Source organism: Rubripirellula amarantea (assembly GCF_007859865.1).
GTDB lineage: Bacteria > Planctomycetota > Planctomycetia > Pirellulales > Pirellulaceae > Rubripirellula > Rubripirellula amarantea.
Genome location: NZ_SJPI01000001.1, coordinates 2986456 through 3009599, shown reverse-complemented (window position 1 = coordinate 3009599; position 23144 = coordinate 2986456). Strand labels below are relative to the sequence as shown.

21 protein-coding genes are annotated in these 23144 nt (G+C 54.0%); 2 read left to right on the top strand and 19 right to left on the bottom strand.

The window, feature by feature from the left end:
* Position 1 precedes the first annotated feature (1 nt).
* The gene (locus Pla22_RS11045) at positions 2-787 is read left to right on the top strand and encodes an ABC transporter ATP-binding protein (RefSeq protein WP_146514663.1); all 786 of its coding nucleotides are present in this window, start codon (positions 2-4) and stop codon (positions 785-787) included.
* A gap of 53 nt (positions 788-840) precedes the next feature.
* The gene (locus tag Pla22_RS11040) at positions 841-1833 is read left to right on the top strand and encodes an HlyD family secretion protein (RefSeq protein ID WP_165440597.1); all 993 of its coding nucleotides are present in this window, start codon (positions 841-843) and stop codon (positions 1831-1833) included.
* Positions 1834-1980: 147 nt separating this feature from the next.
* On the opposite strand, the gene Pla22_RS11035 is transcribed toward Pla22_RS11040, so the two are convergent.
* The 19 genes from Pla22_RS11035 to Pla22_RS10950 all read right to left on the bottom strand — a co-directional run bounded on the left by Pla22_RS11035 (position 1981) and on the right by Pla22_RS10950 (position 23090).
* Entirely contained in the window at positions 1981-3198 is a 1218-nt protein-coding gene (locus Pla22_RS11035) for a PDZ domain-containing protein (RefSeq protein WP_146514661.1), read from the bottom strand.
* 397 nt (positions 3199-3595) lie between these two features.
* Positions 3596-4096, bottom strand: coding sequence for a hypothetical protein (locus Pla22_RS11030; RefSeq protein WP_242631936.1), 501 nt, complete (start codon positions 4094-4096; stop codon positions 3596-3598).
* Between the two features lie 241 nt (positions 4097-4337).
* Complete coding sequence (locus tag Pla22_RS11025; RefSeq protein WP_146514660.1) at positions 4338-5465, bottom strand: Gfo/Idh/MocA family protein; 1128 nt, start codon at positions 5463-5465, stop codon at positions 4338-4340.
* 110 nt (positions 5466-5575) lie between these two features.
* The gene (locus Pla22_RS11020) at positions 5576-6826 is read right to left on the bottom strand and encodes an outer membrane protein assembly factor BamB family protein (protein ID WP_242631935.1); all 1251 of its coding nucleotides are present in this window, start codon (positions 6824-6826) and stop codon (positions 5576-5578) included.
* A gap of 110 nt (positions 6827-6936) precedes the next feature.
* A complete protein-coding gene (gene lnt / locus Pla22_RS11015) occupies positions 6937-8517 on the bottom strand; it encodes an apolipoprotein N-acyltransferase (protein WP_165440596.1) in 1581 nt (526 codons plus the stop codon).
* A gap of 102 nt (positions 8518-8619) precedes the next feature.
* A complete protein-coding gene (locus Pla22_RS11010) occupies positions 8620-8982 on the bottom strand; it encodes a hypothetical protein (protein WP_146514658.1) in 363 nt (120 codons plus the stop codon).
* Between the two features lie 133 nt (positions 8983-9115).
* On the bottom strand, positions 9116-9979 hold the full coding sequence (locus Pla22_RS11005) for a DUF1559 domain-containing protein (RefSeq protein ID WP_146514657.1): 864 nt from the start codon (positions 9977-9979) through the stop codon (positions 9116-9118).
* A gap of 258 nt (positions 9980-10237) precedes the next feature.
* The gene (locus Pla22_RS11000; RefSeq protein ID WP_146514656.1) at positions 10238-10654 is read right to left on the bottom strand and encodes a hypothetical protein; all 417 of its coding nucleotides are present in this window, start codon (positions 10652-10654) and stop codon (positions 10238-10240) included.
* A gap of 387 nt (positions 10655-11041) precedes the next feature.
* A complete protein-coding gene (locus tag Pla22_RS10995) occupies positions 11042-11548 on the bottom strand; it encodes a YkgJ family cysteine cluster protein (RefSeq protein ID WP_146514655.1) in 507 nt (168 codons plus the stop codon).
* Positions 11545-12717 (bottom strand): aminotransferase class V-fold PLP-dependent enzyme, encoded by a 1173-nt coding sequence (locus Pla22_RS10990; RefSeq protein WP_146514654.1) that lies wholly within the window; start codon positions 12715-12717, stop codon positions 11545-11547. Before Pla22_RS10990 ends, Pla22_RS10995 begins: the two co-directional genes overlap by 4 nt.
* Complete coding sequence (locus tag Pla22_RS10985; protein WP_146514653.1) at positions 12714-13169, bottom strand: molybdenum cofactor biosynthesis protein MoaE; 456 nt, start codon at positions 13167-13169, stop codon at positions 12714-12716. Before Pla22_RS10985 ends, Pla22_RS10990 begins: the two co-directional genes overlap by 4 nt.
* A gap of 12 nt (positions 13170-13181) precedes the next feature.
* A complete protein-coding gene (locus Pla22_RS10980; protein WP_146514652.1) occupies positions 13182-13439 on the bottom strand; it encodes a MoaD/ThiS family protein in 258 nt (85 codons plus the stop codon).
* A complete protein-coding gene (locus tag Pla22_RS10975) occupies positions 13436-16333 on the bottom strand; it encodes an FAD-linked oxidase C-terminal domain-containing protein (protein WP_315854167.1) in 2898 nt (965 codons plus the stop codon). Before Pla22_RS10975 ends, Pla22_RS10980 begins: the two co-directional genes overlap by 4 nt.
* Before the next feature lie 151 nt (positions 16334-16484).
* Complete coding sequence (locus tag Pla22_RS10970) at positions 16485-17351, bottom strand: hypothetical protein (protein ID WP_146514650.1); 867 nt, start codon at positions 17349-17351, stop codon at positions 16485-16487.
* A 235-nt stretch (positions 17352-17586) separates the two neighbouring features.
* Positions 17587-17760: a hypothetical protein gene (locus Pla22_RS25195; RefSeq protein WP_165440595.1), complete on the bottom strand. Its 174-nt coding sequence runs from the start codon at positions 17758-17760 to the stop codon at positions 17587-17589.
* Between the two features lie 46 nt (positions 17761-17806).
* Positions 17807-19420, bottom strand: coding sequence for an ATP-binding cassette domain-containing protein (locus Pla22_RS10965; RefSeq protein WP_242631934.1), 1614 nt, complete (start codon positions 19418-19420; stop codon positions 17807-17809).
* Positions 19417-20775, bottom strand: a complete 1359-nt coding sequence (locus tag Pla22_RS10960; RefSeq protein WP_146514649.1) for a hypothetical protein — start codon at positions 20773-20775, stop codon at positions 19417-19419. The genes Pla22_RS10965 and Pla22_RS10960 overlap by 4 nt, the downstream gene beginning before the upstream one ends.
* A gap of 280 nt (positions 20776-21055) precedes the next feature.
* A complete protein-coding gene (locus Pla22_RS10955; protein ID WP_146514648.1) occupies positions 21056-22045 on the bottom strand; it encodes an aminotransferase class IV in 990 nt (329 codons plus the stop codon).
* On the bottom strand, positions 22023-23090 hold the full coding sequence (locus Pla22_RS10950; protein WP_146514647.1) for an alpha/beta hydrolase: 1068 nt from the start codon (positions 23088-23090) through the stop codon (positions 22023-22025). The genes Pla22_RS10955 and Pla22_RS10950 overlap by 23 nt, the downstream gene beginning before the upstream one ends.
* Positions 23091-23144: the final 54 nt, after the last annotated feature.

Sequence of the window (23144 nt, the reverse complement as noted above, 5' to 3'; positions counted from 1 at the left end):
CATGGCTGACAAATTAAGTCTCAAGGATGCCTTTCAACACTTTTCGACGCAGCAGAACGCGTTGGACGCAAACCTAACATCCCTGGGAACTAGAGTCCCACCAACGGGTTTAGGTCAAACTCGGATTTTGACAGCGAACCAAGTTCGCAAGTCGTACCCGATTGGCGGAGAGAAACGATCGGTTCTTGACGGAGTGAACTTCTATGCTGACTCAGGCGAGTGCGTGTTTTTATCCGGTCCATCGGGAAGTGGTAAGAGCACGCTGCTTTCGATCATGGGATGCCTGCTCGAGAGCGACTCGGGAGAAGTCACCATCGCCGAGCATCGCGTCGACCAAATGAACGTTCAGGAACGAACCAAGGTACGTCGCAACTACATTGGATTCGTCTTTCAAAGATTTCAATTGATCCGAGGGATCTCTGCGGAGGATAACGTCGCGGTGCCGCTAACGTTGCAAGGCCACAGCCTTGCCGACGCCAGAACACGATCGGCTGAGTTACTTAAACGTGTCGGCTTAGAATTCCACCGTCATCATTTGCCATCGGCAATGAGTCCTGGGCAATGCCAACGCGTCGCGCTTGCGCGAGCGGTCATCACGAGCCCGAACCTAATTCTTGCGGATGAGCCCACCGCAGCGCTCGATGGGAAGTCGGGACAGGAAGTCATGGAACTGCTAAAGGAACTGATCGCCGACACCAACTCGGCCACCGTCGTTGTTACGCATGATCCACGGATCATTAAGTATGCTGATCGAATTTGCGAAATTGAAAACGGGCAGTTCAAATGAGGCAAATTCAAATTGCAATTTTGGTTGCGGTCATTTTCGGACCAGTACTTCTGATGGTCGAGAATCGTCGCATCGTTGTGCTCAATCGCGAACCGGCAACTGCGAAGCTCGCCAACCACGTGCAGCGGTACGACACCATTCGCGCGGCCGGCATTATTGAAGGGCGGACGGAACTAGTCGAGATTCTTGCCAGGATCACCGAACAGATTTCACGAGTCGCCGTGTCCAAAGGACAGTGGGTTCGCCAAGGCGATGTGTTGATTGAACTCGATTCCGAACGTTATGTGCATGAACGCAATCTTGCCAATGCAATGCTGCAACTTGAACTCGCAAAGAAACAGCGGCTAGAGAACGGTTTCCGTCCTTCAGAAATCGAAACCGCCCGACACGAACACGATGCGATCATCGCTCGGCTTGATGCCGCCACCAAGAACTATCAACGGGGCGTCAAGTTGTCGAAAAACAAAGCGATCAGCAACAGAGAGCTAGAAAACTTGCAGGCCGAAGTTGCATCGCTAAAAGCAACCGCATCGGCCGCCAAAGGTCGACTAGAGACGCTTGAACTTCCTGCAAGAAGCGATGACCTGCTTGCCGCCAGCGCGTCAGTTCGAGCGGCCGAGGCCAGACTGCAGATCGCGCAGATCAGTCTTGACCGTTGTACGGTTCGCGCTCCTTCGGACGGGCGTGTTATGATCATCAACGGAGAACCGGGTGAACTAACAGGCCCCGATCGTTCCGTTCCTCTGGTCGTCATGTCCGATACATCAAGCCTACGTACCGTCGCAGACATTGATGAGTTTGATGCACTACGGATCTCTGTCGGACAGAGCTGTGATATCTATTCGGACGCCGCGGAAGGAATCATTGCATCAGGCAAAACCATCGAGATTGAGCCTCTGATGGACCGCAAAAAACTGTTTGGTCAATTCGCTGGCGAACGGAACGACACCAACAGCCGACGTGTTTGGATCGAACTTCAGAACGATCCCGACTTGCCCATCGGACTGCCGGTAGACGTCTACATCAAAGTCAACTCGCAAAACTGAACGTTGACGTGAATTTGAAACTTGGATGTGATCGACGCTGGCCAATCAACGGACGAGAGCCCGACCTCTCTTTGACCTGACGATGGTGGCACCCGCGAAGTGTCGGCTGTACCAAGTGTCGGCTGTACCAAGTGTCGGCTGTACGAGCTATCGGTAGTAGTAGCCGCCGCCGACGGGGCCAACGTAGACTCGCACGCTAGGTCGATAGTAACGTCGGTAGTATTGACGGTAGACGGGCGGCGAACGGTAGTAGCTGGAATAGGGGAGTGCTGATTCGTAGTTGTACCAGTAGCCGTAATTTGGTTGATAGCCATACGAATACCGATAAGCCGGCGTAGGATAGTGAGCGTGGGCACGATTACCACGACGCAATGGGCGGTGAACGACTAGGTGATAATCATCGCGGTCCGCATGGGTGCTCGACGAGTCATCGACGTTGGGTTGAGATGAGTCAGAACCAAGTTCTTCGTCTTGATCACGTTCCTCGTCGTGATTACGTTCTTCGTCTTGATCATGTTGGTCATCTTCACCACGTTGTTCGCCTGGGCGATCCACTTTATCGTTGAGAATTGCCTTGCGTAGTTCTTGCACTTGGCGACGCAAATCTGTGATCTCGTCGCGCCACGCAGTCGGAGGCGAAAACGAATCTGGCGCTTCGTCGTTGAGCTCAGGGATTGGCATGCGATAGCTAAACAGAGGCGGTGAGTTGGCAACCGAACCGAGCGTGATCTGACGTTCTCTTTCGGGATCACCCGCTAATTTCAATGTTGCCGTTTCCCCTGGTTTGAGACCTTCGACAGCGGTGACCAAGTCCTTTGACGATTTAACGTTGATTCCATTGATGGCCACGACTACGTCACCCGCTTTCAAATTTGATTGGGCTGCTGGACTACCCGGAATGACTTGTTCGATTTTGGCACCTGAGGTTCCATCGGCACCCGGACCTTCGCTAGCTTCCAAAGTGACACCGAGCCAAGCTCGATCATTTCGATGGTTCATCCTGTCAGCGGTAGCCAACACAATCTTGCGGTCGGATGCCTGGCCGTCATGCCAAACAGTGATTACCACTTCACCCCCGGGACTTTCGGCACGAACGGCTTCGATCAGGTCTTCCGGTTTATCAATCGGTTTCCCGTTGACTCTCAACACATAGTCACCCGGCCGAACACCGCTGTAGTCGGCCGGTCCCCCGATCGCGACGACGCCGACCCGGACTCCAATGCCAGGACTGTCAGTGACCTCAATCCCAAGGCGGGCATTTCCATGATTGTTAAAGAACTCCGAGGCGACGTCTTGTCCAAACGACGTCTGCACGAACGTACAGAACAAAATACAGAAAGGTACGAGCGTAAGTTTGGCCCACATGACTTGATTGCCTCTACTACTAGGGAAGTGAAGTGATCAATGATCGATGAGAGCACGTGCCTAACAATGCAACGAAGGTAAGTTCGAACGGTAGCGATATCCTTGCTGCTTGTTGGCCGGTGACTCTTGTCGAGTGTCTGTTGTTCGACACCTTTTGTCGGGTGTCTGATGCTAATTGCGCAATGCGGTTGCGCTGGGCAGGTCTTGAATTATTCGCTGGTACGACCCAAGGTCTGCGGCATCGTACGCCCTGCAAACATCGTTCCTAACATTCTTAGGGCCCTACTCGTCAGTCGTCAAATGAAAGGCCCCACGCGAGCGTGTTTTGATGACTCGCGTTGTTGTGGATCATGTTGCGCAGAATTCGACCTAGCCGCCTTATTTTCGTTAGATTCCCTCACGACTTCCGCACCTTTCGAAGCTCATCGCGTTCTGCTTCGCTGAAATACAGTGGCAAGAATGGCATTTGAATGAGGATCACCAGGAAGAACAAAGCGGTTGCGCCAATCCCTACCATTTTCCAGTCAAAGAACGATGCGGCAACGATGAAACTTCCGATTGCTAAGACTCCGAACACTTTCAATAACGTCACAACGCCAACCGTTTCGATATCGACTTCGATTTCTTCTCGACCGATACCGGACGACTTTGAAGGACGTAGTTGGGATGCCCGTGATCGCATCTCGAGATAGTTGGTGAACGCAAGCACCGCATACAACAACGGAATTGGGATCGCAGCGAGGTAAGCCGCTTCTTGAAGAAAGAACAAGCAAACGATAGTCGCGATCAACGATAGGGAGAGCAACAACCGCACGCCTGTGCGGAAATGGCGTGCGACTAGGTGCGCATCAGGCTCGTTCGCCTGAACCTGCACGGGATTGTTGGTGCTGGTACTCATGACATTTTCCTTAAAAAGGGCTGTGACGGTGGGATCTAGTGGATCCCATTGCGATTCCGCCCGAGGCTACGTCACAAAAACGATGCAACCATGATGCCAACGGTTGGATTGCCCGCTAGCAGTTCCATCAATTGGCATCCAACCTTCCGTTGGTCCGTTTCCGGCAAAGGAGCCCATTGGCTTGCCTAGCCACTGAGAGATGCTTCACTTGAAACACCGAGTGAGAACTCAGTGAGTAGTGCTACGCGAGGCTGACTGCTTTGCCAGTTCGAATTGATTCGTAAATCGCTTCGATGGCGACTAAATCTCGCAGTCCTTCTTCACCCGGAACGCTTGAAGGTTCATCGTGAAGGACGCAACGGGCGAAAGCATCCATCTCGGCGGCGAACTGATCAACAGGATCAAGGTCTAGCTTTGCTTGCGATGGATTGCTGGACTTGGGTTGCGGAGGTGCGTAACTGAACGCGGGATCGAGACCGAACCAACCGTTATCACAAAGTCCAGTGAATTGATTGATGCCATTGAATCCATACGTGGTCATGCACGAAGTCGAAACTCCACTGGGGAACTTCATAGACCATGTGATGGTTTCATCCACTTCGGCAAACTTCACGGGGTCAGTCTTGGTTTCCTGGGCCGTAATTTCGAGCGGCTCTTCACCGGTCAGGTAACGGCAAGCTTGAAGTGCGTAAATCCCCACGTCCATCAGCGCGCCACCACCGGCAAGCGCCGACTTGAGTCGCCACTGATTGGGATCGCCGATCTTGAAACCAAACCCCGCTTCGATGAACTTCAACTTGCCAAAGGTTTGCTCTCGAGCCAATTCGATACAGCGACGATGGAAAGGATCAAATTGGCAGCGATAGCCGATCGCCAGCTTACGATTTGCATCCTTGCATGCAGCGATCATTTGACGACATTCTTCCGATGAATTTGCCATGGGCTTTTCGCAAAGAACGTGCTTACCAGCTTTGGCCGCCCGAATCGTGTACTCCGGGTGCATTCCGTTGGGAAGCACAACATAGATAACATCAATCGCGTCGTCGTTTGCGATTTCATCGTAGTTGTCGTAGTTGTACGTGTGCTCCTTCGCGATGCCATATTGCTGCTGCCATTTGTCAGCCTTCGCAGGCGTTCCCGTCACGATCCCTCGCAGTTCCATGACCTTTGTTTTCTGGAGAGCGGGAGCCAACTGATTCGTGCTTAGGTTCCCAAGTCCCACCAACGCAACACCGACTTTCCCGTTGGTCGTGGCATTGGCTTTCGCCGACGGGGCCGTGGAGAAAAATCCGCCGGACGCCATTCCAGCGGCGATAGCAGCAGAGAGCGTTTTGGTGAATTCACGTCGGTCCGGATTGGAATGACTCATAGGTATCCTCAGCGAAAGTGGAAGAATGAAAAGAAGGATTGAGAAATCGAAGCGGGCTGTCCGAGCGGGATAGAATAATGGCATCGCCAGCTACAAGAGCTAGGTCAATGCTACTGAGCCTGCAAACAAAACAAATGCTTTGACCCACGAACAATCAATTGATCGTCGATTGGCGCTGGGGTGGCGTCCACCGTTTCCCCCATCTGATTCGTGGCGACCGATTCGAAATGGTCAGCATCTTTGATCACGACGATGGTCCCATCACGATCGGACAAGTAAACGTATCCACCGGCTGCCACGGGTGACGCATAGATCGTATCCAGTTCAGGAATCCGCTTCGCCGAATAATATGGTTCACCGGTCTTTGCGTTGACGCAGGTCAGCAAGCCTGTTTTCGCTTTGTAGTAGTACAAGCGGTCACCAGAAAGCAGTGGCGAAGCAATGTCCGGTGTATCGCGACTGCGAGTCCATACCACATGGTCGGTGCCTTCGATATCGCCTTTCCCATCTGGCCGAAAAGCGCCCACGAAAGCACCACGGAATCCACTGGCCACAAATACCAAACCGTCACCGGCAACTGGCGAGGCCGCGGGTCGATCGGTTTGTCCGCCGCATTCCCACAACGGTTTGCCGGTGCCTAATTCGTACGCGCGGACCTTGTTTTGACCAGTGAGAATGACTTGTTCTTGCCCTTCACTTTCAATCACCAAAGGCGTGCCCCAATTCGACGGCTCATCACGGTCGACCTGCCAAACGATGTCGCCGCTCAGTTTATTGACGGCGTACAATTTCGATTGGCCTTCGTGATCCCACGGCACAAACAAATGATCTCCGTGCAATGCTGGTGACGCCCCTTCGCCGAAATTGTTTCGTATTGTCATGTCACCGAAGTCGCGATTCCAAAGCATTTCACCTTCGATTGAATAAGCAAACAAGCCGCGTGAACCGAAGAACGCATAGACTGCGGTTCCATCCGTGCAGGGCGACGCCGAAGCAAAGCCATTGGTTTGGTGAGTCCCCTCATGCGGCACGGCCTCAACGGCGACTTTCTCCCAAAGCGTTTTTCCAGTCGCCCGATCAATGCACAGCACGGTAAATTTGACTTGCTTCGTACCTGAAACCGGCACGCCGGTAGTGACGAAAATTTTGTCCTCCCAAACCGCAGGCGACCCAGATCCCTGGCCTGAAATAGCTACCTTCCATTTGACATTGCGAGCGTTACTGAACTCAGTCGGTGGGTTCGCGTTCTCAGCCACGCCGTTTCCACCATCCCCACGCCAATGCGGCCAATTGTCAGCCCAGGAAACGGACGGGCAAACACTAAGCAACAACGGCATCAATGCAGCTAGATAACGATTCACGGAAACTCTTTCATACAGGGACGGAATCAGCAATGAACGACAAAAGAATCGTATCCGATCGGTCAACGGTAAGCCAGGAATACGAGTCTGCAAACGTTTAGGGCCTTGATTCAGTCCGCGGCGGGTTGCCGTGAGAGCGTTCGCATGACCATTGGCGATTTCAAGCATGAAACGACAATCAACGCCATCGCAAATACCGTGCATCCTCGCGATAGCCACGGACCATGCCGGGTATACAGTGTTAGCTTGGACTCCAAGGGCACGCTGACGATCATGGATTGATCTGTGTTGAGCGGCAATTGTTGAGATATCGTTCCATCCGGTTGGATCAGACAACTGACGCCCGTTGCGGCGCATCGCACCAACGACCTTCGATTTTCGATGGTCCTTAGTTGTGCCAATTGCAGATGCTGTTTGAGCGTGTCGGAGTCGGTGAAGGCGGACCCGTTCACCAGCGCCACCAAACAATCAGCCCCCTCGCGCGTGCTCGATGACGCGTTGGCAGCGACCATGTCTTCGTAACAAACCAACACTCCGACTTTCGTTCCCGTCGAAAGCCGCAACGGTCGATCGTCCGTTCCCCGAACGATTTCTTTGTCGAGTGCCGCCCATTCTCTCATGACTGGGAACCAAGCTTCAAAGGGCATGTATTCCCCAATGGGCATTAATGATCGCTTAACGTAGCGATCAACAATCTGATAGTGACAGTCCATCAGAAAGGCTGTGTTCTTATACGGACCGCAATGCTTCCCACCGTTTTCGTAAGTCTTTCCGCCGGCGAGCAGGTCGCAGTAGATGCGAGGATACGGATCCACGGCCGGGTTGGGCATTTCGGCGTTGTCCATCGTGTGGTCGGTATCACGAAAATGATCGAGCCCGACGTGATAATGGCCCAGAGTGGATTCGGGCCACAGCAACAAGTCGACCTTCCCTTCCATCGCGTCCGACATGACTTGCATCTTATTGAGGGACTCGACGTAGCTGGGATCCACTTGAACGACGCCAACTCGCAATTGCTCAGCCGATGCGATGCGTTCTCGCCAATGTTCCAACGTCACCGTCCCCCACAAACACGCGACCACCACCACTGATCCGCCCAACGAAGCTTCGACTTTTGCAGAGAGTCGACTAGGTTCAAGTCCCCATCGAACGACGGCGACCGCTGCGATCATCGCTGCCGCAGTGACGCCTGCGGTGCCGGCAAGTTCAGCGAGCTGCAAGATCGCGGGAAACCCAAGAAAGGCGTGAGCGGTTTCCCAAGCAAAGACCTTGGGCCAATGAGTCGTGAAAGCGATCCACAACGGTACCAACGCCCATATCCAACGCGGTCCCCAACGCTGGCAGCACGAGGCGGCCCACCCCAACAACCCGAACGGTATCGCTTCCCAAAAAACAAGACAGCCGAACACCACCCATGACAGGACATTTCCGAGATTCGTCGTATCAGAAATCGACTGAGACGCCCAGTGAAACGCGATCGCTAAGGCGACTGACCCACTCACGAACGAATGCAGCAATGCGGGTGCGCCCGCCATTCTTGCAGCACGGAATATCAACCACGCGTAGCCTAGCAGGCCAATCGGATAGCACGCTTGGTAAAGCCACGGCAGCCCGATCATCACGCCCACACCACACGTCATCAGCGTGGGCAGAATCCAACCTCGGGTCGTGACAATTGCAGAGCGAAACATGAAAGTCGGCGATCCAGTCGTGAATGAAATCAGCCGCGAAGGAGCCAAGTCCGTTCGCGGCTGACATGATTCTAAGTGATTGATCGGGAGAGTCATAAATGACTATTCCGGATTCAATACCACATTCTTGACTTCGCCACTCTTGGTTACCACCGAACCGGTTTCGTCAGGGGTAGTGCTCGAAGGTGCAACGTTTGCTTCGGTGTAGACGACGCCATAGGTGTGGCGACCATCTTTCAAACCTGTAAACACAACGTTACCACCAGCTGGAATTCTCTTTCCGCCCTTTCGGTTGAAGTCAGCCAAGCTCGATGGAGGAGTCGTTTGATCCAGAATGACATAGGCATCGCCGTCTGTCCGATTGAGGAACCTAATCTTTCCTGTTGCCTTCGAGTTACCGCCGCCGGCAATCGCGAGGGACGGAATCGCAACGGTCAACATCAGTGCAATTAAAACTTTGTGCATCTCGAGTCTCTTTCTTGAAATGGTGTGTTGAACTTCAAAGCAGTCTAAACATTGGGTCACTCGCTAGCCGGTAGATCTCCTTGCAACATGAGTAAGGGAAGGTTTAAAGGTGATTTGCAAAACTGAATTTCAGCTATTCCAAAAAGAACTCATTCACATCCTCTCGACCGTCGCGAGAGCAAAGTCCGCCAAGCGTATCTAGGTCGATCGATTCAGTAATGAATCGCACCGACCCATCAGCCAAAGCGACGTAAGCGCCCGCCGGATGCAGGCTGTAGATCTCGTTGTCGTTGTCAACATTCACAGGACCGTTGTCGTGCGCGATCACGTTGTTTCCGTCGGCCCACATGCCGCCTCGTTCGGCCGAACGGTCACTCACTTCGGCTAAGATCATCGTGTAACTGGTTCCGTCCCAGATCTCAGAAAACGAAACCGGATGCACACGCTTGATGGACGCGATCAACATCACTCCGTTGTTGGGACCATGCGTAAGAAACGACTGCTCGTTGGCAAGCAAACTTCCTTGCACCGCCGCGTAGTCGGTGTCGCCCGCGAAATCTTCGACGGATGTAGGACAGCGGTAGTGTGGTACCACCGTTGATGCAACCTTCGCGTTACGTCCGGGGGCATCCCACTTCAGCTTGCGATCGTAGATCTCGGCCAGAGAACCAAGTTCAAGTTGGGGCAGAATCGCGGAAGACCATGCCTGGTCGATTCCGCCGCGTCGATCATTGCCCAACGGAAATGATTTCCATGTGGAATGAAACGAGACAAGTGCCAAGGACTGTTGACGCAACTGATTGCTGCATTGCACTTGCCGCGCTGATTCGCGAGCCGCTTGGACACCGTTAAGCGTTAGCGATACCAAAATCCCCATGATCGAAATTGCGACTAACAATTCGATCAACGTGAATGCCGAATTCGATCGGCGTATAGGGTCCGGTGAGCAACCGGATCCGAATCTACTGCGATAATCTCGCATTGCACTGGTATCCATTGAGTTCAGGTGTCGCGAGCTCGGGCCATTCTGGCCAAACCAACTGCACGATCGGAGAATCACAACCAACCAACATCACCATGCGGCACCACAGAGGGACCACCTAGTGGCTATGCTTTGTATACCATGCGAGCCGTTCGTCAAGTGATAATTTTGAGATTGCTTGACGGCGCCACATTAGTGCACACCCGAACACACCCATCGCCGATGACCGAGCAAGGGATGTTCGAGCAACGGATGTTCGAGCGGTCCCGCGGCTTACTCCTCTCGCAGCGTTTGATGACACCTGACGCAACTGACCGTTAGCTGGTGATACGCCACTATCACGCCGTCGATGCTTTGCTTTTTGGCCTGCCGAATCACTTCATCCGACGCGCGTTCAAAAGCGTGAACATGAGTGCGATAGTCGGGATTGCGACTGCGAACAAAACCCTCGATGCGATTGAGTAAACGCATCTGCCGAGCGTTTGCCTCAATCAATTCGAAATCACCCAACGACAATCCCTTCAAGATCGCGGTTGAATAATCAAGCTTCTTCTGCATCCAAACATCATCAAGCTGCTCGGACGCCTCCTTGGCGACATCAGCGTCGTTGCTCGGTGGAGCTGTCTCTTGAGCCAATGTTGGAGCACCGATCGAAAGAATCAACAACGATAAGAAGGCAAACAAACGCATGTGAGGATTCCAAATTTCAGAAACAGAGATAGAGAAGAACCCGTCGATCAACGCAAAGGTTGTGCCACCGATCACTGCATCGCGTACCGATTGGCGATTCGATATGCATCCGCACGGGTGAACGCCTGGGCTTGATGACTGCCGTTGCTTGGCATCAGCAATGTGCTGACGACATAAGATACTACGACAGCAAACTTGCCTGCTTTTCCGAGTGACCTTATTCGTCACACAAGTACAAAAAGCGTCGTGCCATTTCGCACAGCCAATAACGATCACGCACGTGCCATGAAGTCCGTCGATGATCGCGCAGGCACTAGCAACATCTCACTAACCCAACGTGATGTTGGTACACTGAACTTGTTTCGGCAACGAAGGAAGCGAAGTTGCTTAGACAGCTTTTTCGCGGCGAGTAATTTCGATGTGCTCGAACGAATAGAGTGTTCCCACACCAGCCCCCGGACAGACCTCGCAGGTTTCTTTCCAGTCCTTCTTTTTCTCGAGATTAGAATCCCAGAATGGCCACGTGCGGCATTGGATGGGCCGACCCTCATAGACCGTACACTTTCGCGACGTCTGGTCGAGCAAAACACAATCCCCATTTTCGTACTCTTTGAGGCTCTTGGCGTTTCCAACTTGTCGAATGTACTTCGCCTCAAAGTCGATGACGTCGATGTCCAATTCTTTTGCCATCGCTTCAATCTCCTCGGGATCTACCCAAACGTAGCCCGGTTCTCCACCGCAACATGCACCGCATTGGGTGCACTCGAACCTCAAACCGTCACGGTACCAAGGTCCTTTCTTGTCCTTCTTTTTCTTCTTGCTGGTCAATTCAGCCAACTTCTTTTTCCGGTCCGACTTCTTCTTGGAATCGGATTTCTTTTCGGGCTTGCTCATAGTTGCGAGAACTCCTGCATCTTTGTGCTGATGACTTTGACCGCATCGATGGCGGTTTCTATATCTTGCCGTGTGGTGGTCGAGCCAGCGCTCATCCGCAGTGTTCCGCCCGCCGAGGAACCGATGTGAGAATGAATCAGTGCCGCGCAGTGGTATCCGGATCTGGTTTCGATACTGAAATCAGAATCCAAGATCATGCTAAGATCGCCAACATCCATTCCATTGATTGCCATGCTCGCGATTGGAAGTGGACCAGTTTGTCCGAATAGCGTAACGCCGTCCACCTGACGCAAGCCGTCGTATAAAAGGGCTGCCAATTCGCCATGATAAATTCGACGCCGTTCTAATTCATCGCTATTAAGGCTTTCCGCCGCCGCCAACCATCCCGCTAGCGCTGGAATATTTAGGTTCCCAGCTTCCATCTTCGCCGGCATCTGCTCGGGCATGTCTAAAGATTCGCTCTGACTACCAGTGCCGCCCTGGATGATAGGCTGCATGACTTCATGTAAGGATTGATTGGCGTAGAGCATCGCAGTACCAGCAGGTGCCCCCATTCCTTTGTGCCCGGGTGCGGCTAGCAAATCGATTCCCATCGCCGTTACGTCGATGGGCAAGACGCCCAAAGTTTGAGCTGCATCACATAGAAAGATGGCTGATCGATCCTTTAACCGCTGACCGATCTCGGCAATGGGTTCCACACATCCGGTCACATTGCTAGCCGATGTCACAGCCACCAAACGGGTCTTTGACGTCGTGGCGGCTAAAACTTCCGCCACGTCGACCAGACCATCTGAGTCGACGGGTACGATCGTCAACTTCACATCGTTGTGTTTCTGTAAATGGTGCAACGGTCGCAGCACGCTATTGTGCTCAGCCGCCGTGGTCACCACATGATCGCCCGGACGCAGCGTCGATTGAATGGCAGCATTGAGAGCGGCCGTCCCACTGGCGTGAAACGAGATACAGGACGAGGATTCGGCGCCCACAAACTCGGCCAGTTTCTGGCGCAGCTTTGCGACCACTTGATCGGCAGTTCGTGCGGACGTGTAGCCCCCACGACCTGCGGTTGCCCCGCATGATCTTGCAAAGTGATCCATGGCTTCAAGCACCCCGTTCGCCTTAGGATACGAGGTTGCCGCGTGGTCAAGGTAGATTCGTTGTTTGCTCATTGATGGTCCGTTGGATCAGGATGAACCCACGAGCGAGTTCCATCCTCAAATGTTTCTTGTTTCCAAATCGGAACGTCTTTCTTTAGCAAATCCATCATCCACGGTAACGCGGCAAACACGTTCACCCGATGCGGACTACTACACCCCATCACGACGCTGGACTCGCCAACGGGCACTTCGCCAATGCGGTGCACGATGACGACGCGAGAGAGACCAAACTTTTTGACGGCATCGCGGGCGAGCGACTCGAGTTGATTGATTGCCATCGCTTGATGAGCTTCGTAGCTCAATAGACTGGTGATCAAATTACCGGTTGTTCGACGAGTGACGCCATGAAACCATCCATGAGCGCCCACATCTGGATCGTCCAAGTAGGCGGCAAGTGATCCAGCATCGATAGGCTCGGACGTGATCCCCACAAAGTAGAGGTTGTGTTTGGATTTAGAAATCATAGTAATGGCCTGTTAACCGCCGCTGACTGGCGGAATCAACGCAACCTCACAACCGGCTTCAATGATTGCTTGATTGTCGACATACGTTTGGTTAACCGCCAACCGGCAAGACGGCAATAAGCTCGCAAGCGAAGGATGCTGGGACTGAAGCCTTGTCAGGAAGTCACCGACCGAGACAGGCAACTCCGTTTCCACCGCCACTTGATCGGCCCCCACAAACTCTTTTGCAATGGCGAACACCAATACGTTGACTTCGGGCTTGTTCGTCATGATGTCCCCTCCAGATCGCTTCCGATCTTCGGCATGCGACCGTAGGCATAGGCAAGAATCTTGATCGGATGCAAAGTTGCTTGACCGCTACCATGCTCGATCTGCATTTTACAAGCACTGCATTCCGTCGTTGCGGACGTGACCTTGGCGGATCGCATCGCAGAGATCAACGGCCACCCAATACGCAGACTGTTTCGATAGTTCTTTTTCTGCAACCCCCAGGTTCCGGCCATTCCGGAGCAACCTGCTTCGATGTGTTGCACGTCCATGCCGGGAATCAGCTTAAGCAACTGAGGCGCACAACCAATCGGGTCGAGAACTCGCAAGTGGCATGGTTGATGGTAGGCAATGCTCGCGTCGACGGATTGAAACTCAGTCGACAATCTTCCCGCTTGGTGCAGTCCCCATAGAAACTCACAAGCTTCATGCGAGTGCTCAGCAACTAAGTGCGCGTCTTCGTCGTCAAGCAAATTGGGATACTCATGTTTCAGGCAAAGCACCGCCGAAGGTTCGGTTGCCAAGATCGTATAGCCGGCTCGAACCGCATCGGCCAATAGCCTCGTGTTCCGCTTTGCGATTCTTCGAGCGCCTTTGAGGTCGCCCGACGTGAAGCGAGCCATTCCGCTGGCCGATTGTGCCGTCGGCACATACAAGCCTATCTCGTTTTGCTGCAGCACTTCGGCAAGTGCTCGACCAATATCGGGATCATGAAAGTTCGCGTATTGATCTACGAAATACGCGACCTTGAGCCCGCCATGGGGTGATCGTCGATGCCAACGTCGTCCGGTCGCGTACCGCAAATAAGTCTCGCGGACCACACCTGGCAATCGTCGCGCTGCCGAGAGCCCGAAGAGGCGTTCCGCGAGCCACCGCGAGAACGAATTCTGAATCAAGAAATTTGACAGCCAGGGCACGCGTGACGCGAACGCCGCCACCGTATCAATGCGCCCAATCAAAGCATCCGAAAGGGGCAAACCATTGGTGGCAACGTATTGCGCCTTGAGTTCGCCAACGATCTTCGGAATGTCCACTGATGCAGGACAATCCAATCGGCATTGATGGCAGTTGAAACAAAGGTCTGCGATTTCCTTCGCTTGGTCGGTCGCCAAATCATCGACTCGCAATTTGCCCGCGATCACTGCTCGCAACAGGTTTGCTTTCGCGCGCGGCGTTGCTTCCTCACGCATGCTGGCACGAAAAACCGGGCACTGACGTTCGTCGGGCGACGTCGTCCGGCACCGTCCACAACCGTTGCAACCCCGCGCCACCGATGTAATAGTGCTCGACGCCGGCCAGTGCTGCAGGACTTGCAGTTGAGGAACCGAGCGATTGGAATCGCGAACGGGCGCCGCAATGCCGTGATCGGCTTCCACGATCACGCGATTATCCGCAGTGACCTCAATCGTCTGATCGGCCGGACGAAGATTCTCATTGGGCTTTTGAAGCACCGCTCCAAATAGCTTGCCCGGATTCAACCGGTGCATCGGGTCAAACAAGCGTTTCACTTGCCCCATCGCTTGCCAGAGTTCGCCGAATTGTTTGGGCAACAAATACGTGCGGCTCAAACCCGCCGCGTGCTCGACACTGACTTGACCGCCGTGCTGCCAAACCACCTCGGCAATCTCGGTCGACAATCGTGCTAGCCGCCGACGATCCGCCGCTTTGGAAAGATCAAGAAACGGACGCAAGTGTAAGTGGCCATGCCCCACGTGCGAGAAGAACGTAGCCGTCGTTTGCTCACGTTTCAGCGTGTCTTGAATAGCGGTCAAGGTTTCCGGCAGGCGATCTCGGGGAACAGTAAGGTCCTCGATGAACGGCACGGGTGCTTCCCCTCGTTTGAACCGATACATCCGCGGGATCACTCGTCGGGACAACGCCCAATAAAGATCTCGCTCACTTTGCTTGACCGTATCGACACTCGCAAACGCACCTTCATGTCCGCTGCATAAGTCTTGTTGGATAATCGCAAGGCGATCGTAAAGTTCCCCCAATGATTCGCCCTGAATTTCAAGCAAAACCATTGCTTCGGCCGCAGCGGGCAAGATGTCCGCATATCTTGGGTCGGTATCACGAGCAATCTGCAGCAATCGCCGATCCATCAAGTCGCAAGCCACCAAGCCATGTCGAAGAGCCGATACCGCACCCCGCGCGGCCAGTTCCATACGGTGATAAAACAGCAACACCACTCCGCGATGGGTCGCGATCGTTTCGGTGCGAACCGTTGCGTCGACGACAATCGCTAATGTCCCCTGGGTTCCGACAATGAACTTTGCCAAATCAACGCGACCGTCGCTGCCGACGATATCGTCAATGCGATAGCCGCCCCGCGCTTTCGTTTCGCTAGACTTCGCGAGCTGCGGTGCAAACTGTTGCTGGATCTCACTGAGCCCCAATGCAAACCTTCCCGCTGTCCCATCGTCGCTGGGCGAATGCTTGGCGAGCTCGATTAATTCGCCATCCACCGTCACCACTCGCGCCGATTCGATCGTGTCGCGTGCTGTACCGCTGCGCAAGAAGTGGCTGCCGGTGGCGTTGGTCGCTAAGACGCTTCCCATGGTCGTGATACTTCGCGTGACCGGGTCTGGACCATACCCGCGCCGACGAGCTCGCAAGGAACGGTTGACATCGGCTAGTACAGCACCACTTTGCACATTGACCGTCGTCGCATCAGCACTAATTTCGACCCGCCGCATGTAACGCGAAAAGTCGATGACCAGACCTCGCCCGAGCGACTCGCCAGCCACGCCGCTGCCCGCACCGCGAGGATGCAACGAAATCTCATGCTCTTTTGCATACTGCACCGCCGCTATGACATCGGAATTGGTCTGCGGACGAACGACCCCCATCGGCTGCACTTGGTAGATGCTCGCATCCGATGCGTACAACTGGGTCATCACAGGGTCACAGAATACATCGCCTTGGATGATCCCCCTCAGATCGTCCTGAGTACGTTGTCGTTCTATATCCATAGGGACGTATCGGGACCTGTTGAGAAAAAGGCCGACCTTCGAAGCAAGTAAAAACGGATCACGCTATCGAACAGCATCACGGTCCGCCCGCCACGGACAGCAAACCGCCCGCGATCCCACCCATGACGACGGCAACCGCCAAGTATCGCCATGTCGCCTTCAAATTCTTCCAGACGTAGTACAGGGTGTACGGAGGCAAGATCGACAGCAGACCTTGATTTCGGTCGGCCTTGAACGCGTGAACGATGATCATCGCCCAAGCACCGGCAGCCACTAATGCAAATGCGGATCCGGCAAGCAACGCAAACAAACCCACGGCGTTAAACTCACCCGCACCATCGACTTGACGACTGGTGTTCACCGCGATCACGCCGATGGTGATACCGCTGATGATCATGAACAACGTCAACGCCAATCCCCACCAAGGCATGCCTGCACCTTTGACGAGCTTGTCTTGCATGGCCGTTTCCTTCGCCATGTCTTGCTCTGCCTTCATCAGTGCCAGCGTTCCGTGGTCAATGTCCAGACCCGCCGTCATGTGCGCTTGCATCTTCACACCGTGTTCGCTGTGAAAACCACACTTGGTGCACAACACAGCCCCCGCCGACATCTCTGCCGCACACGCCGGGCAAACCTTCCCCACTTGCTTGGAAAAACCTTCCTCGTCGAACATGTCATCGAGCCCACCGTCTGCGGACGCAGGGACAACAGGCTGAGCTGCTGGACGTTGAGCTGCCGGACGCTGAGCTGCTGGTTGTGGGGCTGCTGGTTGTGGGGCTGCTGGTTGTGGGGCTGCAGCACCCGGAGCCGCAGGTTTCGCGGTCGCCCCACCTGCGGGCACCTTGATGACGGTCGCGCACCCGGGGCACTTCACTGCCTTACCCGCCATCGAGTCAGGGATTTTCAGTGCTTTGCCGCATTGGCATTTGATCGTAATCGGCATATCGGAAGTCGAGAAAGGAACAAATAGGGTGCATGGAAAGAAGACGGGCGAGCTCACGGAACTCGCCCACCACAGTTTACCTGCTTTTGAAAACAATGCGGAAGGCGTCGAGAAACGAGACTCAGCCCGTCCCGAACGGCCAAATCGGCGTTTTCGGCTCAGCGATGGTTGGCTCAGCAATCTCGCCCCACCATCCAGCGTTATTTAGCCGAACATTTCCCCGACTTCGACTGAATCACTTGGCCGCCTTAAGCTCTGCCGCCTCGGCTTCCAGCTTTCCGATCTCATCCTCAAGCTGCTTCAATTCATCAGGATCGTCCGCCTGCTCTCGCGAACCCGCCAACCGTGGTCGCAAAGTCTGCAGCTTCTTGTTGATGACTTCCAAACGTTTCTTAGATTTCTTATCCACAATCAATTCAATCCAAAAGGAACAAAGACCCACCTAAATCACGTCATCAATCAATGCTCTTGAACTCGAACAGCGCGACCGCAAAGTGGATGACAAGCACACACAGCGTACTCCAAAGTACCGTGGATGTGATCGCGTCACTGACATCACGAGCCGATTGCTTAGGTGACAATCCACGATAGTAACCGATCACTCCGCTGGCGACACCGCAGGCAAGATTCTTCATCGTAACCCAGCCAAAGCCCACAGGAATCCAACCGCCGTACGGAACCACACGTCGATCAAAATGCTGACGCCAAAAATGCACGCCGATTTCTTCGTGCATCATCGAAAATGTTACGGCACTAATCATACGTGCGAAGACGTAGGCCAAAGTTTCGAGCACCGGCGTGGCAACCAAAAACGCTGCGGCGATCGGAACGAGCAAGTACGACCGAGGCGTTGCCTGGAACGTCTTCATAGCATCGATGCTTCCCCCATATCGCTTAACACCTACATCGGCTGCAACCGCGGCCCCGCATCGTGCGGCAATCAATACCGTAGCGAGCACTGGCACCAAAACTCGGTACAAAGCAAACCCGATCGACGCGAGCAGTTCATCGATCAACAGCGGCTGCGTATAGGTGCGAAAGGGCAAGAAACGGAGCGTGAAGTACGTCGTCGTGAACCCAACGATTAACCCCGCGATGATCAAGTAAGCCCAGGCCGAGGCCCCACCCACCAACCGCAGGTAATGCAGAAAGAACCGCAGCGCCCACCGGATCGTCGGAAACGTTGGACGCAAAGTCCACGGCAATGACACCGCCGTCAACGTCACTTGCCCCAGTTGAATGAGGAAACGATCGACCAACCCCCGAATTGCGTTTCCCCACGACTGCGTCGCCCGAAATGCTGAATCGGCGACGCCTTCGCTTCGTGAAACGGACACGATTCGATTGGCTACCGATGCAAATTCCGAACGTGGGATATTGACCAGGGACTGCGTCTTGGGATCCAAGAATAAAACATGATCCGCAATGTCCAGCATGGTTTCATAGTCATGGGTCACGATCACGCTGGTTCTTCCAAAACGATCATGCGTTTGGCGAATCAGTTTGGCAACCTCACGCCCAGTCGCCGCGTCCAGACCTGAACTCGGCTCGTCGTACAAAACCACGTCGGGATCACCCGCCAGCGTCCGTGCAATTGCCAAACGCTGCTTTTGACCGCCCGACAAGGAAGAGGTGTGAGTCCGCGACGGAATACCTAAAAGCCCCAGCCATTCCGGGGCGGTGCTGCTAGGGGCCTGTGATTTGTCTTTGCGGTGATCAATGGCGAACTGAACATTCTCGGTCGGACTCAACTCATCAAACAAGGCAAATTGTTGAAATACAATTCCCACTCGCGACCGTTCATTCGCCGAACCGATCGCGATTTCTCCTGACCAGTTAATCGCATCGCCCTTTCGAGACACAAGTCCGGCGAGCGTTTGAAGCAACACAGACTTGCCCGCGCCGCTGGCTCCGACAATCACGGTAATCTCACCGGCCGCGATAGTCAGGTTCGTTGACCGTAACAAATAATCTTGATGCAGCTTGATCTCCAATGCGTCTAGGCGCATGGACGACGGCTTACTCGTTGCAACTTCTTCCTCGTTTGAATGCTCGTCCACTGATTTCATCGCGGCGCCTCACGGCTCACTGACTCGACGCTATTGGCACGGGTCTTGGGCCGAGCGTCTCGAAAGTTCCTCGCCATATAAATCATCGGATAGGATTCCGATTCGTTGGCGACCCCGATTTCGATCAAGTCTTCTTCGTCCCCACCGTTACCGAGAGCACCGTTGCCAGTCATTCTTCCGCGATAGGACGCGACCACCCAGTGCCGATCCTTCCCGAGCACCTGATTGCGAAGCACGCGGGCAAAGTTCGGGTCGATCCCAGCTTCGCGAGTCCCAAATAGATCATCACCGATCTGTCGAATGACCGGTTCGAGTCGGTCTCCAGCGATGCGTAAGGACTCTTTTGCTTGTGGGCTAGTCCAAACGTCTTCCCAAACCTTTCGCAACGACTGATTATCAACAACCGTCTCTTTCAAAATGTCTCGAACTAGATCCCGTGCATCAGGATCCTCTGCCAACTCGGAAAGGACATTCCCTAATTCTGCTCGTACAGCAGGATTGGCAGCGATGTCACGAAGCGTCGCTTGGACCGCAGCCACCAATTGATCGGTGTGAGCTTCGACGACCGGCACCGCTTCTTCTTCAACGAAGCGCTCCCACTCTTCCTGGACGAGCCCTTTCTGCGGAATCGGCGTCTGGTCCAAAACTGCTCGCCAACCGAATCGCCACAAGGAAGCTCGATCCCAAAGCTCACGACCAATCGCTTCGGCTTCGGGCTGGGCGTGCCGTCGAATGATTGGCAACAACTCTTCCTTGGCCAACGGGACCAACTGCTGCTGAACGATTTCGCGGTTCAGCCGCCTTCCCAAACGATCAATTTCGCTGCGATGGCGGGCGACAGACTCGCGGAAAGAAGATTCAATGATTGGCAACGATCGGCGCATACTCTCTTGAACCAACGGCATCAATGCCGCAGAAATTTCGTCCCCATGCTGTTCTAAAACCGATGTCAAGCGATGCTTGATCAGTTGCTGCTTTTCGGGAGGCATCATTGTTGCGATGACCTGCTGCAGACTTCCGGATTGCCAATGTTGATCGAACTGATACTCGTTCGGGTTCGATCCGCCATACCATGTCAGTTGCAGATGATCCGATTGAGGGTCCGCTCTTTGAACAAAGCCAACCTGTTCCCAACCACCGTCTTCGACGCGAATGAAAATGGCATCGCCAGCCCGCAATCGCCCACCACTGTCGATCGCATTGATCGTTTGACTCGAATCCCACAGCGTCGCTGTCATGACATGGGACACCCGAGCGACCGCATCGTCGGACGACCTCACTACCGAGACTCCGACCGCAATGACCGAACCCAACAGTGTGAGAATTCCGATCAGTCGAAATTGCGAATGAGTCATGAAGTCAAAAACAGAAGAGAAGCAAGGTGTGCACGGTGATCTTAAAGTTTCCCCCAAAGCTGCCTGCGGAAGTATTACCGAAGTATTGCCACGGTTTCCAACGGGTTGCTCCTGAAGATACCTGGATTGTTCGAAACGGTTCGAAAGCGAACACCAGATCGATGCACATTACTCTCGTGTTTGGCAATCAAGTGTGCGGCAACCAAGTGCGAGGCGAGTGGGTGTGGTCTAAAGGCGGCTTCCGAAACGTTTCTTAGTCTAGTCCCAGTCTAGCGACAATTCAGTTTTGCGTAGAGCAGACCAATTTCGCAAACGCTGATTGCAGTCTCCGACAAACGGACCCAGCGTGGCTGCCCTCGACTTTGCCACCCCCAACCGCAGCCTTTGTCGCGACCGATGTTACTGTGCCGGTCGATGCGTCCGCCCCAATCGGTACACCATCGATCGGTACACCATCAATCTCATTGGCAAACCAAACACCGGTGTCAGTCCCCATCAACAGCACTTCGTCCGCGGAAAGCAAATCTTGCTTCGAAATTCGCTCTTGAGTCCATGCAATTCCCATCGAGACAGCAAGGGCTTGGCAATGTGATTGCGTGATGCCACTAAGGACTTGCTCAGCTAGCGGTGAAGTGACTGCGCCGGAACGAACGACCGCCAAGTTGGCGATACTTGTTTCGGTGACGCTGCCGTCGTGGTCACTCAGCACACCGAGCGCGTCCGACGAATGGCGACGTGCCTCGCGATCAGCCAAGTAGTAGTGAATTCGCGATCGAACCTTGGCTGTGCGAGGCCAACAGGCATTCGATGGCGATTCAATCGCCGACGTGACCAGCGGTTGTCCCCCTTGTCGACGACGTTGATTCCGGCCGTGATCGAGCGGGTTCAAATGCATTGCGATGGTCGGACCATTGCCACCAACTTCCCCGGGAGTTCCAAAGATGGTGACCCCGACATCGGTGGCTTGGTCGAGCAGAGCTCTGTTTCGCTCAATCAATTCGCCCAGCCACTCGGCCAACTTACTGGAGCACGGGAGACCGTCGATCTTCAACGAAGCCGTCGTTTGCACCCAACGTTTGAGATGATCGTCCGCGGCGAACAACTTACCGTCGTAAGTCCGCAGACGTTCAACGGCGGTAACACCTTGTCGAAATCCGATATCGTCTACCGACAATCGAAGATCTGGTCGCGCGACCCATCGACCGTTGAAGTAACAGACATGCTGAGCAAAGTACTGGGCCAGATCACTAGGGAGTTGTTCCGAGGTCATGAATGAGGGTCGCCATGGCGCATCCGGCACCGCAAGGTTTTTCGTAATAGTCCAGTTCGCTGTGATGCAATCCCACGATGGGCGCACAATCACGCGACTGAACGGGCAATCGGGTGCCGTCAAATCGCGAAGCGAAGGAAGTCGGGCCAGTGTAACCCAAGGCGCTCTCACCACGAACACGATCAAGCAACCAATATCGTTTCAGCACGGCGTCCTTGCGATTGTACAGCAGAAGCAAACGGTCCAAATTTTTGGTTGCCAAGTTGTGATAGCCGCACGTCTGCATCCAATCGGCGTCCAAAGCCGGTGCGATCAAACCCGCATCCACGTTGAATCCGTATACCGGTTCCCCATCGAGTTGGCGTCCGCCCAATGTTCCACCAGCAAGTACGTGCAACGAACCAATAACGACACGTCCACCAAACGAGTATCCGATCACCGCCGTCGAAACATTCAATTCGGCGTGCCGACGAAGCAGCCACCCCAAGTAGAGCCCCTGGGCATCGGTACGCTTTGCCTTCAATCGAGCATCCTTCGCCAAGATGCCTTGTTGTTCACTCGGCCAACTCCAAATCACCCAATCGATGCTGGGACCGGTGCGGTAACAACGAGTCTTTCGATACACGGTCATGGCGCGCTTGACTGCTTCGTGTGATTCCATTCGGTTTCCGTGTGCATAGATAACGACACGTGGCGATTGAGCGATGGAACTTGTGTAATCGTCTAACGAACTGTCCGAACAACTGCCGCACGAATTCAACCGCGAAATTTTTAGCTCCGGTGTTTGCAAGTTGGCCCGACATGCTTGCGAAGTCATACCGCGTGTATTGATCAACCAAAATCGGTCTTCTTGGTCTTCGCAAAGACAGGGACTCGCACCACAACATGTGCTCGAGTCCATCGGTTCAATCAGTTCGAACAAATTGGGCGCAGGCGGCGCAGGTGTGGGGGACAGTTCGTAGGCGAATGAACGATACGAAATACCGAGCGAAGCGATACAAGCGGCGCATAGCAAACAAAGCGATAATCGGGGCACGTGACGCATGGAGCAACTGCTAATGGCAAACGGTGGAGATGATGGGTCTTAACGTGGACAGCA

Coding starts and splice junctions, on each gene's coding strand:
- Pla22_RS11045 (WP_146514663.1), top strand. CDS start 2: ATGGCTGACAAATTAAGTCTCAAGGATGCCTTTCAACACTTTTCGACG.
- Pla22_RS11040 (WP_165440597.1), top strand. CDS start 841: ATGGTCGAGAATCGTCGCATCGTTGTGCTCAATCGCGAACCGGCAACT.
- Pla22_RS11035 (WP_146514661.1), bottom strand. CDS start 3,198: ATGTGGGCCAAACTTACGCTCGTACCTTTCTGTATTTTGTTCTGTACG.
- Pla22_RS11030 (WP_242631936.1), bottom strand. CDS start 4,096: ATGAGTACCAGCACCAACAATCCCGTGCAGGTTCAGGCGAACGAGCCT.
- Pla22_RS11025 (WP_146514660.1), bottom strand. CDS start 5,465: ATGAGTCATTCCAATCCGGACCGACGTGAATTCACCAAAACGCTCTCT.
- lnt (WP_165440596.1), bottom strand. CDS start 8,517: ATGTTTCGCTCTGCAATTGTCACGACCCGAGGTTGGATTCTGCCCACG.
- Pla22_RS11010 (WP_146514658.1), bottom strand. CDS start 8,982: ATGCACAAAGTTTTAATTGCACTGATGTTGACCGTTGCGATTCCGTCC.
- Pla22_RS11005 (WP_146514657.1), bottom strand. CDS start 9,979: ATGGATACCAGTGCAATGCGAGATTATCGCAGTAGATTCGGATCCGGT.
- Pla22_RS11000 (WP_146514656.1), bottom strand. CDS start 10,654: ATGCGTTTGTTTGCCTTCTTATCGTTGTTGATTCTTTCGATCGGTGCT.
- Pla22_RS10995 (WP_146514655.1), bottom strand. CDS start 11,548: ATGAGCAAGCCCGAAAAGAAATCCGATTCCAAGAAGAAGTCGGACCGG.
- Pla22_RS10990 (WP_146514654.1), bottom strand. CDS start 12,717: ATGAGCAAACAACGAATCTACCTTGACCACGCGGCAACCTCGTATCCT.
- Pla22_RS10985 (WP_146514653.1), bottom strand. CDS start 13,169: ATGATTTCTAAATCCAAACACAACCTCTACTTTGTGGGGATCACGTCC.
- Pla22_RS10980 (WP_146514652.1), bottom strand. CDS start 13,439: ATGACGAACAAGCCCGAAGTCAACGTATTGGTGTTCGCCATTGCAAAA.
- Pla22_RS10975 (WP_315854167.1), bottom strand. CDS start 16,333: ATGACCCAGTTGTACGCATCGGATGCGAGCATCTACCAAGTGCAGCCG.
- Pla22_RS10970 (WP_146514650.1), bottom strand. CDS start 17,351: ATGCCGATTACGATCAAATGCCAATGCGGCAAAGCACTGAAAATCCCT.
- Pla22_RS10965 (WP_242631934.1), bottom strand. CDS start 19,420: ATGAAATCAGTGGACGAGCATTCAAACGAGGAAGAAGTTGCAACGAGT.
- Pla22_RS10960 (WP_146514649.1), bottom strand. CDS start 20,775: ATGACTCATTCGCAATTTCGACTGATCGGAATTCTCACACTGTTGGGT.
- Pla22_RS10955 (WP_146514648.1), bottom strand. CDS start 22,045: ATGACCTCGGAACAACTCCCTAGTGATCTGGCCCAGTACTTTGCTCAG.
- Pla22_RS10950 (WP_146514647.1), bottom strand. CDS start 23,090: ATGCGTCACGTGCCCCGATTATCGCTTTGTTTGCTATGCGCCGCTTGT.